Annotated in this window: 14 protein-coding genes; 7 read left to right on the forward strand and 7 right to left on the reverse strand. The window is 66.6% G+C overall.

Features of this window, described 5'->3' with window-relative positions; translation table 11 throughout:
* Window positions 1–196: 196 nt before the first annotated feature.
* Together M9M90_RS12320 and M9M90_RS12325 are read right to left on the reverse strand one after the other, a co-directional pair.
* Complete coding sequence (locus M9M90_RS12320) at window positions 197–2296, reverse strand: alpha/beta hydrolase (RefSeq protein WP_254833530.1); 2100 nt, start codon at window positions 2294–2296, stop codon at window positions 197–199.
* Window positions 2286–2897: a TetR/AcrR family transcriptional regulator gene (locus M9M90_RS12325; RefSeq protein WP_254833531.1), complete on the reverse strand. Its 612-nt coding sequence runs from the start codon at window positions 2895–2897 to the stop codon at window positions 2286–2288. Before M9M90_RS12325 ends, M9M90_RS12320 begins: the two co-directional genes overlap by 11 nt.
* 86 nt (window positions 2898–2983) lie before the next feature.
* Here M9M90_RS12325 and mddA point away from each other — a divergent pair, with 86 nt between their 5' ends.
* Entirely contained in the window at window positions 2984–3751 is a 768-nt protein-coding gene (mddA, locus tag M9M90_RS12330) for a methanethiol S-methyltransferase (protein WP_254833532.1), read from the forward strand.
* Between the two features lie 302 nt (window positions 3752–4053).
* Here mddA and M9M90_RS12340 read toward each other — a convergent pair whose 3' ends face one another.
* Genes M9M90_RS12340 through M9M90_RS12350 form a run of 3 tightly spaced genes read right to left on the reverse strand, consistent with a single transcriptional unit; the run spans window position 4054 to window position 6649 of the window.
* Entirely contained in the window at window positions 4054–4944 is an 891-nt protein-coding gene (locus tag M9M90_RS12340; RefSeq protein ID WP_254833533.1) for a glycosyltransferase, read from the reverse strand.
* Window positions 4945–4980: 36 nt separating this feature from the next.
* Window positions 4981–6201: an FAD-dependent oxidoreductase gene (locus M9M90_RS12345; RefSeq protein WP_254833534.1), complete on the reverse strand. Its 1221-nt coding sequence runs from the start codon at window positions 6199–6201 to the stop codon at window positions 4981–4983.
* A gap of 49 nt (window positions 6202–6250) precedes the next feature.
* Complete coding sequence (locus M9M90_RS12350) at window positions 6251–6649, reverse strand: FdtA/QdtA family cupin domain-containing protein (RefSeq protein WP_254833535.1); 399 nt, start codon at window positions 6647–6649, stop codon at window positions 6251–6253.
* 639 nt (window positions 6650–7288) lie between these two features.
* Between M9M90_RS12350 and M9M90_RS12360 the strand changes: the two genes are divergently transcribed.
* Both M9M90_RS12360 and M9M90_RS12365 read left to right on the forward strand, forming a co-directional pair.
* Window positions 7289–7450, forward strand: a complete 162-nt coding sequence (locus tag M9M90_RS12360; protein WP_254833536.1) for a hypothetical protein — start codon at window positions 7289–7291, stop codon at window positions 7448–7450.
* Window positions 7451–7826: 376 nt separating this feature from the next.
* On the forward strand, window positions 7827–9149 hold the full coding sequence (locus M9M90_RS12365) for a cytochrome P450 (protein ID WP_254833537.1): 1323 nt from the start codon (window positions 7827–7829) through the stop codon (window positions 9147–9149).
* 258 nt (window positions 9150–9407) lie between these two features.
* On the opposite strand, the gene M9M90_RS12370 is transcribed toward M9M90_RS12365, so the two are convergent.
* On the reverse strand, window positions 9408–10355 hold the full coding sequence (locus tag M9M90_RS12370; protein WP_254833538.1) for a sulfotransferase domain-containing protein: 948 nt from the start codon (window positions 10353–10355) through the stop codon (window positions 9408–9410).
* Window positions 10356–10608: 253 nt separating this feature from the next.
* Window positions 10609–11418 (reverse strand): type II CAAX prenyl endopeptidase Rce1 family protein, encoded by an 810-nt coding sequence (locus M9M90_RS12375; RefSeq protein WP_254833539.1) that lies wholly within the window; start codon window positions 11416–11418, stop codon window positions 10609–10611.
* Window positions 11419–11777: 359 nt separating this feature from the next.
* Between M9M90_RS12375 and M9M90_RS12380 the strand changes: the two genes are divergently transcribed.
* The 4 genes from M9M90_RS12380 to M9M90_RS12395 all read left to right on the forward strand — a co-directional run bounded on the left by M9M90_RS12380 (window position 11778) and on the right by M9M90_RS12395 (window position 17632).
* Window positions 11778–12737 (forward strand): exonuclease domain-containing protein, encoded by a 960-nt coding sequence (locus M9M90_RS12380; protein WP_254833540.1) that lies wholly within the window; start codon window positions 11778–11780, stop codon window positions 12735–12737.
* A 271-nt stretch (window positions 12738–13008) separates the two neighbouring features.
* Window positions 13009–16428, forward strand: a complete 3420-nt coding sequence (locus M9M90_RS12385) for an AAA family ATPase (protein ID WP_254833541.1) — start codon at window positions 13009–13011, stop codon at window positions 16426–16428.
* A gap of 164 nt (window positions 16429–16592) precedes the next feature.
* Complete coding sequence (locus M9M90_RS12390) at window positions 16593–16964, forward strand: UrcA family protein (protein WP_254833542.1); 372 nt, start codon at window positions 16593–16595, stop codon at window positions 16962–16964.
* 89 nt (window positions 16965–17053) lie between these two features.
* Window positions 17054–17632: a hypothetical protein gene (locus M9M90_RS12395; RefSeq protein WP_254833543.1), complete on the forward strand. Its 579-nt coding sequence runs from the start codon at window positions 17054–17056 to the stop codon at window positions 17630–17632.
* Window positions 17633–17639 lie beyond the last annotated feature (7 nt).

Consider the following 17639-nt stretch of genomic DNA (forward strand, 5'->3'; position numbering starts at 1 on the left):
CTCAATTAATGTGTTTGCAGGTCCATCAAATCGGCTGCGCCGGAGGTGATTGAACCTTCGGGTCTGGGCCCATCTCGCCCGCACCGAACGGCTGCTTTCTGGAGCCGGAGCCGGACGTCCGGTTGTTGGCGGTGAGCCAACGGGCAGATTCGACCCATAGCGGACGTTCTTAGGCAGATGTTAGGGTCGCGTGGTCTCACCAAAGATCCTTAATCAGGCGCGCCGCCCGTCGGGCGCCATCTCGCCCGACATCGATGCCCAAGACTGGAGACGCGAGCGTGGAGCACACCATCTCCGCGAGGGTGTCGGGATCGGCGTCCGCCCAGTTCAGCCTGCGGCCAGCGCCGTACCGCGCCAGGCGGTGCGCGACGTGCACCTCCTGTTCGAAGTGGCGGGCGAGCGGGATGTAGATGAACGGCGTGCCCGAAGCCGCGAGCTCCATCGTCGTGGAGAGACCGCCCTGCACCACGGCGACGTGGGCAGCCGCCAGCATCCGGGGGAGGTCGGGGACGAACCCCACGCATTCAACCCCCTCCACGGGCGGGAAGGCCTCCGGCGGAAGCCGGGGTCCGGCAACCACGACGAACCGAAGGTCCGGACAGCGGCGGCGCGCCATGGGGGCGGCCGCCAGGATCCGGCGGATGAGAGACTGCCCGACGCCCGAGCCGCCGACCGTCACCACGCAGACCCGCTCGTCGGGTCGGAAGCCGAGCCTCGCGCGGAGTTCCGGCTTGTCCTCCGGACGCGGAACGCCGTCGCCGAGGATGTAGCCGCTGAAGGCGAAGCGATCCTGCACCCACGCTCTACGTCGCGGCAGGTCGCGGCCGAGCGTGTCGTCCACCACGTCGGACGCGTCGCCCACGAAGATCGCGAGGTCGCGGACGCCGGGACGCGTGTCCACGTGGCCCACCATCTCGGCATTGTAGTCCGTGGAGAGTTCAGGTTCTGCGGGGCCGCCGCCCGGCACGGGCGCGAAGCCCACGAAGTCCGTCATCCAGACCAGCGGCGCCCGTTTGAACTGGGGATGCTCGTGCCAGAAGTGATCGACCTCCCAGGCTTCGTCCGCCACGACGAGGTCGTAGGTTCCCCCCTCGACCGCCTGCTGGAACACGCGGAAGTTCCTCACCTGGATCTCGTCCATGCGGCGAAGGGCTTCGAACACGTGAAGGTCGTGCTCGCCCGCCTCCGCCTCGATGTGGCGACTTTCGTTCGCGAGGCCGTGGCTGGCCGGGTGAACGCGTTCGCCCGCCTTCGCGAGCAATCTGGTCACGGGATCCTGCGACAGCCAGTCGATTCGAAGACCGGGGGTAAGCTCGCGAAGCGCGCCTGCGACGGCGAGGTCGCGGCGCGCATGACCCAGTCCGATCGGCGACGACAGGTAGAGGATGCGCTTGTCGCGGCGGCGGCCGCGCGCGGCAGGTTTCGGCGCCTTGAGCAGATCGTGTCGCACGAGAAAGTCTCGTATCATGGCGTTCACGAGCGCCGGGTGACGCAGGTGGGGCCCGTGGCCGCTTCCGGCCAACTCCCGAAGGTCCGCGCGGGCGAGCGCCGCCACGCGCCTCCCGCCGCCGATGGGGGCGATCTCGTCGGCGTCACCATGCATCAGGAGTACGGGGCAGCCGATCGAAGCGTAGGCCGCCGCGAAGTCTGCCTCGTCGCGGAGGGCGCCCAAACGTGAGTCGACGAGAACCTCGGGGGTCGTCTCGCGCGCCCACGCGATCCCGTCCTCGATTTGCTTCGACGAGTGCGGCTCAAGGAACATCCGGCCGAAGAACTGCGTCAGGAAGTCCTCGTAACGGTCACGGATGTAGTTGGCGTTGTACTTCGTCCAGCCCTCGTAGGCGTCGAGTGGCGCCAAGAAGGCAGCCTCCCGCGCGGCGCGCTGCTCTGCGGTCATGGAGCTTACCGGCGCGATAAGAATGACGGCGCTGACCTGGTGCGGCCGCGCCTGTGCGACCAGCGCCGCTAGCGGGCCGCCCATGGAGAAGCCCATGAGCACGACGTCCTGAAGCGCCAGCGCGTCCATCACGGCTAGCGCGTCGGCGACGTACTCGGCGGAAGCGTAGGCGGCAGGGTCGGCGGGTCGGTCCGAAGCGCCGTTGCCGCGTCCTTCGATAACGACAAGCCGGCAGTCTCGCGCCAGGTCCGCAACCTGCGCCTTCCATTGCCGGGAAGGGACGATGATCCAGCAGGGGAGCAGCACCAACACCTGCCCAGACGTCCCGAAGACCTCGTAGGCGACGCCGACGCCGTCGCGATCGATCCGTCCGCTCAGCACGGGCGACTCAGCGCGCATGGTCGCGCTCCACTTCCTCTAGGAAGCGCCCCAAGGCGCGAAGCGACTGGATGATCGGCAGGTCCATCCCGATCAGGATCATGCTCTCAGCGCCGAGGAAGGCCAGACCGGCGAGCGTGGCGAGCTCGAGCGGCCGGAGCCGGCCGAGCGCGCCGTAGAGGGTCTGGGCCTCGGTCGCGAGATCCGTCAGCAGCACAAACCAGCCGGACAGGACGTTCCGCGCCGCCGCCGCCAACTTGGTGTCTGAGAACCCGGCCGCAACGATCTCCTGCAGCACTCGGACGTAGCCGCTGCGAAGATCTTCTTCGAGGAAGTCGCAGGCCTGAAGCCAGCGCTGGGATAGGGGCGCCCCGCTGGCGAACGTCGCCGCCTGGCGGGCCAGGAGCTTCGTGTTCTGATGATCCAGGAGCGCCAGCACGAGGCCTTGCTTCGAGCCGAAGTGGTAATGGATCTGACTGAGCGGCGAGCCGGCGGCCTGCGCCACACTGCGAGTCGAAAGCGACGCAAATCCGTCGCGGAGGAGACAGGTCTCGGCCGCTTCCAAGAGCCTGAGCTGGGCTCCCGCCCCATCCCGCCCGGCCGAGTTCGTAACGTCGTTCATCTTGACAGGTCCAAAGGTCCGGATCAGTTTCGGTCGATCGACCGAATTATGCAGTTTGGTCGCTGTGCGCAACCCCGGAGGTTATCGTGTCCCGCATTCTCTCCCTCGCCTACGCTCTGGTGAGCTATGTCTTCTTTCTTGTGGTGTTCCTCTACGCCATCGCCTTCGTGGAAGGCGTTGCACCGAAGGCGATCGACACCGGGCCGGCGTCACCGCTGCTCCCGACGCTGCTCATCAACACCGCGCTACTCGGCCTGTTCGCTGTGCAGCACAGCGTCATGGCCCGCCCGGCCTTCAAGACATGGTGGACAGCGTTCGTGCCGAAACCGGTTGAACGCAGCACCTACGTGCTCTTCGCCAGCGCCGCCCTAGGCCTTCTCATGTGGCAGTGGAGGCCGCTTCCGGAGCCGATCTGGTCGATTGGCGATCCCGCATTGCAGGCGGCGGTGACAGGCCTTTCGCTCGTGGGCTGGGGCGTGGTCCTTCTGAGCACGTTTCTGATCAGCCATTTCGAGCTGTTCGGGCTGAAGCAGGTGGTCGACCGGTTGCGGGGCCGAGCCGAGCAGGCGCCCGTATTCCGCACGCCATTCCTCTACAGCCTCGTCCGCCATCCCATCTATCTCGGGTTCCTGATCGCCTTCTGGGCGGCGCCGACGATGAGCCAAGGACACCTTCTTTTCGCGGTCGCGACTACGGGCTACATCCTGATCGGGATCTGGCTCGAGGAGCGCGACCTCGTCGGCGTCTTCGGCGCTCGATACGAAGCCTATCGCGAGCAGGTCCGCATGCTCCTGCCGCTGCCGCGCCGGTTGACCGGTGGCCCCTCGCCGACAGGATCATCCAAGGTCCGCTAACCCCCCTTTGCAGACGATGTCGCTTCATAGGTCGATCTGCTCCGACAGCGTCAGCGCATCGTCGACTTCAATGCCCAGATATCGAACGGTGCTATCCAGCTTGCGATGTCCGAGCAACAGCTGGCAGACCCTGATGTCTGCCGGTCTTCTTGTAGACGAGCGCTACCTTGGTTCGGCGCAGACTGTGGGCGCCGAAGCTTTCTGGATCCAACTCGATCATGTCGCTCAGCCGTCCGAGCCGCTTCAGGCCTGCGGCGATGTCATCGGGTCTGGTCGCGAAGGATTGCTCCCGAAAGCAGATCCTACTCCGGACTTCGGTGCACCCACTGCGCGTTTAGCCACTGCTTTGTCGTTCGCAACCATCGCAGCAGCCGCGGCCGCCTCAATGCCATGTAGACAACCAAGATTGTCTTCTTCGATAGGCTGACCTCGCTGCGCCACACTTCCCGTATCCCCGCGACCCTCAAAGCTCTTTGTTGGGCGCGACTGCGGTCCCAAACTTTGCTGATGCTGCCGGACCGGTAGTACTTGTGACACAGAATTTCGGGCACACGGACAAAGGTTCCGAGCAGCGACAGATGCAAGAGCCAAGTCCAGTCGGCGGAGTATTCGCCTTGGCTATTGGGCTTGATGCCGCCGCTTCGATGGAACGCCCATGCTCTGAACAGCCCACGGTTGGGAACCCACCAGCCAGGCGGTTGCGCCGCCATCACCAGGCCGCGAGCGAGGCTATCCTGCAATCCCGACAGGCGGTCGAAGCTACAGACAGCAGTCTCTCCGCTGACTTCGGTCACCTCCACATCGCTATACGACAAGACCGCACCCGGATTGTCATTCAATGCCCGTACCAGCGATTCCACGTAGGTTGGGTCGATGACGTCGTCATGGAACGCAAAGAACATCAACTCGCCCGTGGCGTTGGCCATTAGGTCGTTGGAATTTCTTAGCCACCCCAAATTGTGACTTCGACGCAGGATCCGAACATCGCCCCGGCTTCTTGCGAACGCCGAAACGAGCTCGAACGTCTCATCAGTCGAATTATCCTCGCCAACCAGAATCTCGAGGTTGTCCCAGGTCTGAGCGGCGAGACTGTCCAACGTGAGCGAAATGAACGCCGCCGAGTTGTAGCACGGTACGAGAGCAGTGACCTTCGGTCGCCAGTCAGACCGCTCGTGAGTTTGTCGTGCAGCCATCTAATCTTCGCGGCCTTGTGGTGTCTCGTCGTCCATTCATTCAATCCGGCATATTTGCCTTGTTAGCTTCTCGGCGAGCCATGGCGCGGTCGAATACTTTCCCGTATCGATTGAAAGGTAGCTGCCCCGGCGGTTTATCCCGAATTGATCGCGGCGATGAATCGTAGCTTTCGGATCGCTGAGCGAACCGCGACCCTGTGCGAACACAAAGCCACCACGCAGCTGGAGCTCCTCTGCTTCGTCAAACATTCGAGAAACATTTGGTACAAGCTGGGTGATCCTGGCGCGAACGTCATCAATGATCTGCTGACGTCCGGAGGCATCCATCGCTGCCGGCGTCGCAATCGACAGTTCGCTGCTCTCTGCCAGGAGGCCGGCCGGGTACCACGAAATATAGAAGTTGCGTCCGTCGTAGTTCTTTATGTCGCCAAACGGACCGAGCGCCACGACCGCGCATCCCACATCGACTGGCCGCCTGGTGCGGCCGAACAGGCAAAGGCGGTATCGGTGCGACCAACCGGGAGTTGGCTCCAGGCCGGCTGTTCGATCGACAGCCAATCGCCCCTCCCAAAGGCAATTGACGACGACATCGAATGCGTCGCTTTCCTCTCCTTCGACCGCCACGCGCCATCTGCCATCAATCTCGTCCACCGGCCGTGCCGAAAGGATTTTGGAGGCCATTCGCAACGTGATGTTTGGTTCGCCCTTGAGTACCTCGCATAGCCTGTCGGCAATCCATCGCGTGTTGACGGATCGCTCCGGCACCTTGAAGCCGCCGACGATTTGCTCAGAGTCCGTGACGTCAGCCAGCTCCTGTTTCGAGAGCCTTCTCGATCGCGCCGCCGATACATCTACGAGATAGTTGGATGCGTCCGCATGGTCATGCAGCAAAGCATCCACGCGTTCAAAAGTTCTCCCCAGCGCCTCGGCGCCGATGATTGAGTCGCGATGAACCAGATAGATGTCATCCGCAAATGTTGTGTGTTCCACCAAGTTGTTTCCGATCAACTCGGAGACAAGTGTGCCGAATTGCAGTCCGCCAGAGACGAGGTGTTTGGCGGTAAGCAACGAAGGATCGGCCCCGTAGAGATAGCCGAGGTGAATTTTGCCCTCGTTCCAGCGGCTGGCACAGGCCACCGGCTCATTCTCCTTGTCGAAAAGCGAAACTGCGTAGCCTCTGCGCGACATCGTGATGGCAAGGCTCGCGCCCATGATGCCGGCACCGAGAATGGCTATTCTGCCACGAACCGCTCTCACTCGCAGATGGCTCCTTGGAGCAAATCGCGGCCGCTTCGTTCCTGTTGCATCAATCGAAACCTGCCGCCGTCACGTAACTTTCAGGGTCGTATTCGGTATCGCAGAAAACAATCATGGCCGGGTTCTCGCCCTCGTAGGTCTGGCGTGCCCATACTGAGGATTCGACCAGAATAGCGCGGTTCACCGGAGTGAGAATCATCCGCTCAACTTGCTTTTGATAGCGAAATTCAATGCTGATTTCACCGGACAGCTGCATCAGCAATTGGCGACCCGAGCGGTGAGCGTGTCCACCCCGAGAAGTGCCTTGTGGCGCAGTGACGACGAACGCTCTGACAGGATGGAAGCTGTAGCTGCCGAACTGGATAGCAGTTAACATTCCCCTGGGATCAGAATGCATGGTGGTGGCGATCTCGACGACCTTGCCGTCGAAGAGTGTTCGATGATGCATCACGCAAGCCCTGCCACACGCGCTGGTTAGGATGCAATTTAGAAGACCGTCTTTTACAAAACGGAAACAAGTAGATCACTTGAACTTCATTTTGGCAGGCGGATCGCCAAGATCTGCCTTGCTTGACTTTGGAGCGGCGCTTTCACATGCCCATCGCTCGGCGGAAACACGGCGATCAGTTGGACCTGAGGCGACAGTTGACGCAGGAATTGAAACTGATGGATGACCCAAGGTCTGCTTTTGGCTGATTCCGTTGAATAATGCGGTGTGAGGCTGCGGTGGTGAGCCGGGGCGCGCGGCGTTGGCCGCCCCTCAGGCATTGCTGGGCTCGGCGGCGGGATGAGCTTGGCGAGCTTCCGAAGGTTTTGGGCGGTGGCGGCGAGAAGGAACTCGTCACAGGCGCCATGGGGACCGCGGAGGCGAAGACGGTCGAGTTTCAGGATCCGTTTGCGCAGGCTAACGAATTCACCACGCGCGCGCGGAAAGAGTGTCAACCAGGTCCCGCATCACCGTGATGGACCAAAAAATGTCTCGCTACTTTGTAACCTACCACCTCCGCGCCCCGGGCCGGAACTAGGAACCCCTGTGGGCGCAACTCCGCGCCTGGGGCGCCGCTCGCATTGCCGAGTCGGTCTGGGCTTGAATGGCCCGGGCCCGGCCACGGCGATCCGCGACGTCCTGCGCCGCGTCACGGACGATAACGACCGTCTGGTCGTGATCGAGATCGCTCCGACCGCCAAGTGGGTGACGCACAACGCGATGCCTGAAAGCGTGAAGCGCATCGAGCGCGTGACAGCCTAAACCAAAGTCCCTGCAGGTCCCGACAGGCCCTGCAGGATTTCCCGGAATAGTCCCTAACTTTGTTCCGGCTAAGTTCACGCCGGGACCGTCACCTCCCCGCCAGCGGCGGCAATCTAACGAGCGCGAACCTTGCGCACTATCAACTGACGTTGACCGCGACCCATGAAGCCGAAAGGCAGCTAGGCGCCAACAGCGGACATCACCTGGGTGTCAAATTGCAGAACTTGGAAACCGGGCCGGGCATTGCGCCCGCGCACGACAGCGCTTGCGATCAAAGTGACGCGCCCGTCATTTTTGCCTTGCCGAACATTGTTCCGAGCGCGAGAAATGTGCCAGCGGGTCGTCCAAGACCCCGCCTTAGGGAAGGATTACCGCTATGAGCGAGAGCGCCATTTCGGACGCGCCCGCGGTCAAGACTGTCCGTGACGAGGTCTATTCTCAGCCGATCGAGACTCTCAACGTGGCCAAGTCCTCGCTCTTCGCGGCGGACGCCATGTGGCCGTACTTCGAGCGACTTCGGGCGGAGGACCCTGTCCACTGGACGCCCGCCACCGACTTCGAGCCGCACTGGGATGTCACCCGCTACGACGACATCATGGCGGTCGACACCAATCACGAGGTGTTCTCCTCCGAAGGCGGTATCAGCCTGGGTCCCAGCGAAGAGATGATCGCCAAGCTGGTGGCCAGCGGCGCCCAGATGACCGGCGGCCCCTTCGGCGGTCCCACCGGCGGGCCCACCATGTTCATCGCAATGGACCCGCCCAGGCATGACGAGCAACGCAAGACCGTCAGCCCGGCGGTCGCGCCGCACAACCTGACGATCATGGAGCCGCTGATCCGCGAACGCGCCGGGGCGATCCTCGACAGCCTGCCGATCGGCGAGCCCTTCGACTGGGTCGACAAGGTCTCGATGGAACTCACGGCCATGACCTTGGCCACACTGTTCGGCATGCCGCAGGAAGATCGCCGCAAACTGACCCGCTGGTCCGACACGGTGATGTCGCGCCCCGGCGACGGGGTCGTCGAGACCTGGGAAGAGAAGCGCGCCGAGATGAGCGCCTATGCCGGCTATTTCCTGAACCTATGGGCCGAGCGCAAGCTCAACCCGATCGACGGCGACATGGTCTCCATGCTGGCTCACGGCGAAGCCACCAAGGACATGAACCAGTTCGAATACCTCGGGAACATCATCCTGCTGACGATCGGCGGCAACGACACCACCCGCAACACGATCTCCGGTTCGATCTACGCCCTCAACAAGTTCCCCGACCAGTACGATAAGCTGCGCGCCAATCCGGATCTGGTCCCGTCGATGGTGTCGGAAACCATCCGCTGGCAGACGCCGCTCGCCCACATGAAGCGCACGGCGACGCAGGACTATGAGTTGGGCGGCAAGACCATCAGGAAGGGCGACAGCGTCGTCATGTGGTACGTCTCAGGAAACCGGGACGACACGGTCATCGACCGGCCCAACGACTTCATCATCGACCGTCCTCGCCCCCGTCAGCACCTGTCTTTCGGCTTCGGTATTCACCGCTGCGTGGGCAACCGCCTGGCCGAGCTGCAGCTGAAGATCATCTGGGAAGAGATTCTCAAACGCTTCCCCGACATCCAGGTGCTCGAAGAGCCGCAACGGGTCCCGTCGACCTTCGTCAAGGGCTACAAGAGCTTGCAGGTGATCATCCCCCGCAGGCTCTAGAAGGGCGTACCACGGCTCTTGCTCCTCAACGCTTCAGCCCGCTAGCGGACCTCACCTGTTCAGCAAAGCGCCCCAAGCCGAAGGTTCAATCCCCTCCGGCACATCCGAATTGATCATCGGACTTCGCCAGTCCGCCAGAAGGAGACGGTGGCGCCGCTTCCATAGCCCGACGTTGGATGCACCGGATTCGAGTTACTAGGCCCGACCCTTCACGGTCGCCCTACAACCGAGGGTCAAGGGCATCTCTGCGCCGCCTCGCTACTCCGTCGCCATCCTTGGATCACCGGCGCCCAGGCGGCCAGCCTCGAGCCAATTCGCCAGCGACGGGCTGAACTCGGCCTTCACCCGCGCGTCGTATGCGGCCAGATCGGCGGGTGCGAAGGCGTCACGCCAGCGACCGTTCGAACCCTTGTTCAGGAACCGGTCGGAGCCGCCATCCCAGAGCATGCTGGCGGCCGGCAGCAGCGCCTGGCCGTGCTGCTTCATCGTCTCGAACCTGGCGCCGTTCACCAGCAGAGGCCAGAGCGCCTCTTCGATGTCGATGTCGAGGAAGGCCGCGATGCGGCGCATCTCGCCTTCCAGGTCTGCCTTCAAGTCGGCGTAGTGCACGAGCAGCAGATTTGGCTCACGTCGGGCCGACCAGAAGCTGTTCTCGACGTGGTAGAAGCCGCATCCGGCGTCGCCCTGGTCACCGCCGTCCCGCACCCACTCATGAAAGAACTGCGCGGCGTCGCGCGGAGCGCGCGGATAGGGATCGCCAAATCTCTCGTCGGCCACGGAGACGTCATCAAGCATCGCCAGCGCCTCTGGCGTGAAGTTGGCGAGGTGGTTGTGGAGCGAGAGCGCCGCGTCACGCCCGTCCCGCGCCACGTGAATGAACTTCACGCCCGGGTGGATCGGCAGGGCGTCGAACGGCAGATGGCTCTTGAAAAAGCGTCGGTGCGTCTGCGCCTCGGCCCGGGACAGCACCTCCTCGATCGGCCCGAAAATTCGCATGTCGGGCCAGGGCGACAGGTCCCAGATCGACGTCGGCTCAGCGCTTTTCATGACCAGCATCGCGACGATGCGCTGGGTCCAGGTCGTGCCGCACTTCGAGTAGGTCGCGATGACGATATCGTCCGGCCTGGGCTGGTAGCCCGCCCACCGCTCGCTGTCGAAGACCCGCGAGCGAACGGCGCGGCGCGGCGCGGTCAAAAGCTCCGGCACATCATCCTCCGTCGATCACTGTTCGCAGAACAGTGGACCGCCAGCGGCGAAGCGCAAGCCGGATTTGCGCCGGCGTCGGATTCGGGCGAAGTCAGGAACGCCCTGCGCCATGAAGCGCCAATGGGACTAGTGCGGGAAGTGGCTTTCGCAGATCAGCGATGAAGGTCGGCTTTCCGCGCGGTGACCGATGCCGGATTTGGACCCTCACCGGAGGTTCCGAGAGGCCGCTTGGCGGGGGCCGCCCCTGGCGTTGCTAATTGTACCTGCCGGCCTGGTCGGGTGGATCCGGGGTCCTGCCGGACAGCCGGTTCCGCACCCGGAACGCCACAAGGGCCGCGAGGGCCAGCACCGGAAACACCAGCCCGCCCGGGGCCGGAAACAGCATCCATCCCGCACCGAGCCCAAAACCGCCCAGGCCCGCCGCCATCAGCCCGGCCAGCAGAATGTTCGGCGCCGCATGGCCAGCGGCGGCGGCCAGCCAGGTCCCGGCCCGTTCCTGCAGGGTGGTGAGGAGTTCGCGGTAGATCAGGCAAGAGACGACGAAGGCTGCGATCATCGCCGGCGGCCCGGCTTCCAGGTCCGGGAACAGGCCGACCCGGAACCACACCGGGATGAGGTGCCACGCGGCCCAGACGAGACCCAGCAGCAAGACGCCCCACCGGCGGCCATGCGCGCGGGTCGCCAGGGCGACGCCAGCGGCCGCCCAGCCCAGTTCTTCCAGCAGGCTGGTCAGCGCCGAGATCACCGCAGCCAGCGCCACCGCCCCGGGGGTCGTTGCAGCCGCCTGGAACTGGGCGGCGCCGAAAACCAGGGCGACGGCCACTGCCCCGGTCGCCACCAGCACCGTCACCGCGGCCGCGACTCCGACGCGGCCCCAGTTCGCGGCACCCCGGCCCCGGTCGTCTACGCCCATGTTGAGCGCAAGGCCGAATGCCGCCGGTCCAAGTATCAGGGCCAGCTTTCCAAGGTCGGTCGCGTGCGGGTCTCCGGCGGCCATCAGCAGCGCGGGCGCGCCCAGCACCAAGACCACGAACACCCAGAACCTGATCCCCGCCCACCCCATGGCGCCAAGCTCCACCTTCCGCGCCGGCCGTCAAGCGGAAGGCCTTAGGCAGTGCGGCGGCGACGGGATCGGTATCGCCCGCCCGACCGCATGACGTCTCTACATGCGCGTCGGCGGCCGCCGCCTGGCGGAGCGGGTGGGCCTCGTCCGGACACCGCTCCACCCCGGGCCAAGGTCTTCTACCCACCCGACTCCGCGTTCCGACGTCTGCTAGTCGGCTCAGATGCTAGCTTGACCGTCGGTTACGACAGCCTTTTGCGTCCAGGCGCGAAGCAAGTCGCGCTGCTATTGAACTTCAGCCAAGTGGACGATCCTCTTTGCCTCCACATCTCGCCTCGCCACACTATCTGCAGGAGACGATGGCCGTGACGATTCTGCAGGACCTGGCGAGGCAGTGCGGGCTGAAGCCGGCATCCGAACTCGACCCGCGCGTCGAGCCGCGAACCTCGCCGCTGCCTTACTCGGCGCCGATCCCCGCTCCCGATTTCGTCGTCATTGACGTGGAGACCGCCTGCCACCGCGCCTCCAGCATCTGCCAGATCGGCATCGTCGGCTTCTCCGGCGGCCGAGAGGTATTCGCCTACGAGACCCTGGTGGACCCGCAGGACGCTTTCAGCCCTTTCAACATCCGCCTGCACGGTATCGGTCCGGAACGCGTGGCCGGCCAGCCCAACTTCCCCCTCCTCTATGGCACGCTGCTGGAACACCTCGGGGGCCGCGTCACGGTCGCCCACTCGAACTTCGACCATGGCGCGCTCTCTGCGGCCTGCCGGATCGCCGGCCTGCCGATGATCCGCAGCCGCTGGCTCGACAGCGTGAAGGTCGCGCGGCACGCCTGGCCCGACCTGCCGACCCATAGACTCAATGCGCTGGCCGGCCATCTTGAGCTCGAGCACAAGCACCATGACGCCCTCAGCGACGCCCGTGTCGCCGGCTGGGTGGTCATCCGCGCCATGGAGAAGACCGGCCTCGACATCGCCGGCTATCTGGCCGCGCCCTGGCGCGGCGAAGCCCCCCGTCGCCGCCGCCCCACGCCAGCGGCCAAGGGGCCGCTCGCCGGCGAGCGGGTGGCGATCATCGCCTCCCCCCACAACATCGAGCTGCCCACCGAGATCGCCATCGCCGGTGGGCGGATCATGGCGAGCGTCGGCCGGACCACCACGATGCTTGTGGTCGCCGGGACGCGGCCTTTCTCACCTGGTGTCCGGACCACCGCCAGTTTCCTGCAGGCGGAGGCTTTTGCCGCGGAAGGCGGGAGCATCACCATCCTCACGGCGGAAGAGCTGCGAGATCGGATCGCGGCGGCCGCCTCAGCGTAAGCGGACCTGAGCGCCGGCCCGGATCTGGCCAAAGCGGCCCGCTGCCAGAGGTCGTCCTTGCGCCATTGGCGGAAGTTGGGCGCCAGCCTCAGAGCAGACCTACCCCGACCGCGTCCGCCCGAAGGCCGATCCGGGGCCGCGCCCCCGGTCCCAGCCCCAGGTCCGCCCCGACGCCTGGGCCTCGCCTGAAATAACCCAAGGCCTTACTGGACTTTTCCTTGCCCGACCCTTGGCGCCGCCGATAAGACACCCCTGGCGGGGATGGCTTACCATGTTCGACGAACGCGAAGTGCGGGAGGGGCGGCCGGTCCTGATCGACCTGTCGCGCGAACCTGCCTTCGCCTTGGCAGGCCTCGATGTCGCCCCGGCCAGCCGCGAACTGATCTCCCCCACCGGCTCCGAACTCCTCCAGCCGCGGATCATGCAGGTGCTGGTGGCGCTCGCCCGCCGCCGCGGCCAGGTGGTCTCCCGCGACGACCTCACCGATGCCTGCTGGGGCGGTCGCGCGGTGGGCGAAGACGCTATCAACCGCTGCATCCAGGCCATCCGCCGCCTTGCCGAGGCCCATGGGGGCTTCGAGGTCCAGACCATCCCCAGGGTCGGCTACCGCCTGACCGAGACGACCGCCATACCGCGATCCGCCGGAGAGGCGCCCACCGCCGAGCCCCGCGCCGAGCGCCGCCACCTCACCGCCCTCTCCTGTGGCCTCGCCCGCCCGGCCGCCCCGGACGCGGTGGACCCGGAGGAATGGCGCGCTGTCGTCCAGCAGCATCGCCTCGCCGTCGCCGAGGACGTCGCCCCCTTCGGTGGCTACGCCACCCGCGGCCAGGGCGACAACCTCACCGTCTATTTCGGCTATCCCGACGCCCAGGAGGACGCCGCCGAGTGCGCGGTCCGCGCCGGCCTCGCCATCGCCGAACGGGCGCAGGCGACCTATGCGTCCGAGCCGGAAGACCTCCGTCCCGCGGTCCGCATCGGCGTCCATGCCGGTCTCGTCCTCGTCGTCCGCAACGGAGATGAGCTGGAGTTCGTGGGCGAGGCGCCCGACGTGGCGCTGCAGATCCAGATCGCCGCCGCCCGCGGCGCCCTGATGGTCACCGACGCTGTCCGCGCCCTGGTTGCGGGCCAGTTCCTGATCGAGCCCCCCGGACGCGAGGGCCTGACCGGCGCGCTGCGGGTCACCGGCGCGACGCCGGCCGCCCGACAGCTCCCCCGCTTCGCCCACCGCGATCTGAGCCCCTATGTGGGCCGTGAGGACGAGCTGCACCTCCTGGCCGGCCGCTGGCGCAAGGTGCAGCGCGGCGAGGGCCAACTGGTCCTGCTCACCGGCGAGCCCGGCATCGGCAAGACCCGCCTGGTCCAGGAGTTCCGCCGGCGGATCGCCGGCGATCCGCATCTCTGGGTCGAGAGCGGCGGCGAGCGGCTGAACGCCAGTACGCCGTTCCATACCGTCGCCCGGATGCTGGACAACGTGATCCGCTGGCGTGGCGACGAGACCCCGGCCCAGCGGGTGGAGGAGCTGGAACTGGCCCTGGCGCGCAGCGGCCTCGACCTCGCCGAGGCCATGCCCCTGGTGGGCGAGCTGCTCGGCCTGGAGGTCCCCGAGACCTATCCGCCCCTGGCCCTGGCCCCCGACCAGAAGCGCCGGCGCCTGTTGGCCTGCCTCACCGCGTGGGTGTTCAACCTGGTCCGCAACGAGCCCCTGGTCATCGCCCTCGAGGACCTCCAGTGGACCGATCCATCCTCCATGGAGGTGCTGCTCTCCCTCGTCGAGCAGGGCGCGCTTGGCCCCCTCATGCTGGTCTGCACCGCCCGGCCGGAGTTTCGTCCTGCCTGGGCCTTGCGCGCCCACCACGTCCAGGCGCCCCTCGACCGCCTCAGCCGCGAGGAGACCCGCTCCCTGGTGCAGCAGATGGCCGTCCATTCCCCCTTAGGCGAGGAGGTCGTGGACACGCTCATCGGCCGCACGGACGGGGTGCCCCTGTTCGCCGAGGAGCTTACCCGCCTGATGCTCGGCCGTCAGGGCCGCGCCGCCCCCCGGGACATTCCCGCCACCCTTTACGACTCCCTGCAGGCCCGCCTGGCCCGCACCGGCCGCGCCGCCCTGTCGGCCCAGCTCGGCGCCGTCATAGGCCGGGAGTTCTCCCACGACCTGATCGCCGCCCTCTCGCCCCTGCCGCCGGGCGAGCTGCAGACGGACCTCGACGCCCTCGCCGACGCCGAGCTGATCTATGTCCGCGGCGTCGCCCCTGGAGCCAGCTACCAGTTCAAGCACGCGCTCATCCTCGACGCCGCCTATGGCGCGCTCGCCCGGGACCGTCGCCGGGAGTTGCACGCTCAAGTGGCTCTCACGCTCATCGAGGGGTTCCCCGACCTCGCCAAGGGCCAGCCTGAGCTGCTGGCCCGCCACTGGGCCGAGGCCGGCGAGCCTGCCAAGGCGGTGGACGCATGGGTCGAAGCCGGCAACCTGGCCTGCGGGCGCCACGCCTACCGCGAGGCGATCCAGAGCTTCGAACAGGGCCTCGCCGCCATCGAGGCGTGGGAGCCGTCCGCCGCCCGCACCACCCGAGAGCTGGAGATCCTGGTCCTCCTGAGCGAGGTCGTCGGCGTGGTCCACGGCCACGCCAACGCCGAGTACGCCCTGCTCAGCGAGCGCATGGCCGACGCGGCCGAGCGCACCGGTGACATGCAGCAGGTCGTCTTCCAGATGCTCGGCCGCTACGTCGCCGCCCTGATGTCGGGCCAGCATTTCAAGGCTCGCGGCCTGGCCGACCAGTTCCTGGAGCTCGCCCGTCGGGAGGGCGGCGACACCAGCCTGCGCATGGCCTACATGGCCCAGATCAGCAGCCGCCATGCGGTCGGCGACATGGCCGGCTCCGAGGCCTTCATCCCGGCCTGGACCGAGGTCTTGGCCCGCGCCGGCCCGAGCTCCTTCCTGGGCGAAAACAGCGCCGTCTACGGCGTCGGCGTCGAGACCGCCTACATGCTGGGTGGCTTCGACCTCGCCCGGCGGCGCGCCGCGGCGTTCATCGACACCAATGAGGCCACCGGCAGCCCCTTCGAGGCCGCCACCGCCCTCCAAACCGCCGCATGGCTGGAGATCCTCCTGGAGGCGCCCGCGGCCGCCGCCGAGCTCGCCGGAAGGGCCCTGGTGATCGCCCGGGAGAACAATTTCCACACAGCCAACCAGATCAACATAATCCTGGCCTTCGCCGCCGCCCTGCAAGGCGACGCCGGTCGCGCGCTGCCGATGGCCGAGGGCGCCTTGGAGACCTGGTCCGGCGGCGGCTATCCGCGCCTGCCGGAGGCCCGCCGCGTCCTCGCCCAGATCCGCGGCCTGGCCGGCGACACCGCCGGGGCCCACGCCGGCCTCGACGCGGTTTGCGACACCCCGGCCGACAATCTTGCGGTCGGCGCCGCCCACCGGATCGCCCGTGGCGACCTGCGCCTCGCGCTCGGTGAACACGAGGCCGCCGAGGCCGACCTGCGAGCCGCCCTCGACCTTGTGCGGCCACACGGGATCGTAGCTCTGGAGTTGCGCGCGGCGCTGCCTCTGGCGCGGTCCCTAATCGCCCGCGGCCGGACCGCCGAGGCCCGCGCCCTGCTCGAACCGGTCTGCGCCGCCTTCGAAGGCCCCTTGGAGACCCCGACCTTGCAGGCCGCCAGGGCGCTTCTCGACCAGTTGCCGTAACCGCCCGACACCGGTCAGTTACGGCTTGGGCACACAAATCGGCCCGGGATCGGCGATAGATCGGCTCCCGATCCTGTCGGCCGAGCGCGGGTGAGCGCTCTCTCCATCTCGTCAACGGCGCCCGCAGCGCCGCATCAAAAAACGAGACTGAGAGGAACCTCGCCATGTCCATCAAGATCATCGCCATCGCAACCCTGGCCCTCGGCTGCGCCACCGTCGCCCACGCCGCCCCGCCCCTGACCGGCCCGGTCTCCGGTCCCAACGCCGACCGCGAAACCGTCACCCTCAGCGTGCCGATGGAAGGACTCGATCTGTCCAGCCCGCGCGGCGCCAAGATCGCCCTGGCCCGCATCCACCAAGCCGCCGCCAATGTCTGCGGCGCCATCCCGAACCCCGCCTCGCTGGCGGCCGGGAACGCGCAACGGGCCTGCCTGAAGACCACCGTCGACACCGCGGTCGTCGCCGCCAACAACCCGATGATCACCTCCCTGCACACGCCGGCCAAGGCCTCGCGCCTGGCCTCGTCCCGTCGATAGGGCGACGCGCTTCACCCGTATCGTTTCCAGGTCTCGCGCGCGGTCGCTCCTGCGCCGCCGCGGGCCTTCTTCCTGAGACGAGGCCTCCCGTGCCCGACGCCGCCCTGGCCCGGATACCACGCGCCCCACCCCTGGAGGGCGTGGCCGCCCGCGCCACCCTGACCGAGATGGCCCGTTGGGCCTGCGCGGTGCTCGACGCCGACCGCCCCCGGAACCAGGCCACCGCGCGCTCGGCTTCCTGGGCCCGGCAGATGGCCGCCTTGACCCTGTTCCTGGAGCACCGCCTCGCCGCCCCGCGCGAAAAGGCCCTCGCCATCGCCGCCCGCGAGATCGCCCTTCGGTGGGCGCTTACTCCCGGAAGCGTCAAGAAGAACCGCTCGGAGGCCCGCGCCATTCTCGACTTTGGCTGGGACGGCGCCCCGCCCAAGCCACACAGCGCCGTCCAGCCCAATGACCTGCTGCACGACCTGGTGGCCGGTATCGCCGTCATCCGCCTGGCCGACATCCGCCGGCGCCGCGCCGCGGCCCTGCGCGGCGTCCGCGGCGGCCGTCCCGCCGCCACCCAGATGCGCGTACTCACCCTGGTCCGCCGTCTCCGCGCCGAAGCCGATACAAATCCTGCCTGCGCCCAAGAGGTCGAGGCCATCAGGATGGAGCTGGCGGGCTGATACGCCG

Source organism: Phenylobacterium sp. LH3H17, assembly GCF_024298925.1.
Classification (GTDB): domain Bacteria; phylum Pseudomonadota; class Alphaproteobacteria; order Caulobacterales; family Caulobacteraceae; genus Phenylobacterium.

Coding starts and splice junctions, on each gene's coding strand:
- M9M90_RS12320 (WP_254833530.1), bottom strand. CDS start 2,296: ATGCGCGCTGAGTCGCCCGTGCTGAGCGGACGGATCGATCGCGACGGC.
- M9M90_RS12325 (WP_254833531.1), bottom strand. CDS start 2,897: ATGAACGACGTTACGAACTCGGCCGGGCGGGATGGGGCGGGAGCCCAG.
- M9M90_RS12340 (WP_254833533.1), bottom strand. CDS start 4,944: ATGGCTGCACGACAAACTCACGAGCGGTCTGACTGGCGACCGAAGGTC.
- M9M90_RS12350 (WP_254833535.1), bottom strand. CDS start 6,649: ATGCATCATCGAACACTCTTCGACGGCAAGGTCGTCGAGATCGCCACC.
- M9M90_RS12365 (WP_254833537.1), top strand. CDS start 7,827: ATGAGCGAGAGCGCCATTTCGGACGCGCCCGCGGTCAAGACTGTCCGT.
- M9M90_RS12375 (WP_254833539.1), bottom strand. CDS start 11,418: ATGGGGTGGGCGGGGATCAGGTTCTGGGTGTTCGTGGTCTTGGTGCTG.
- M9M90_RS12380 (WP_254833540.1), top strand. CDS start 11,778: ATGGCCGTGACGATTCTGCAGGACCTGGCGAGGCAGTGCGGGCTGAAG.
- M9M90_RS12385 (WP_254833541.1), top strand. CDS start 13,009: ATGTTCGACGAACGCGAAGTGCGGGAGGGGCGGCCGGTCCTGATCGAC.
- M9M90_RS12390 (WP_254833542.1), top strand. CDS start 16,593: ATGTCCATCAAGATCATCGCCATCGCAACCCTGGCCCTCGGCTGCGCC.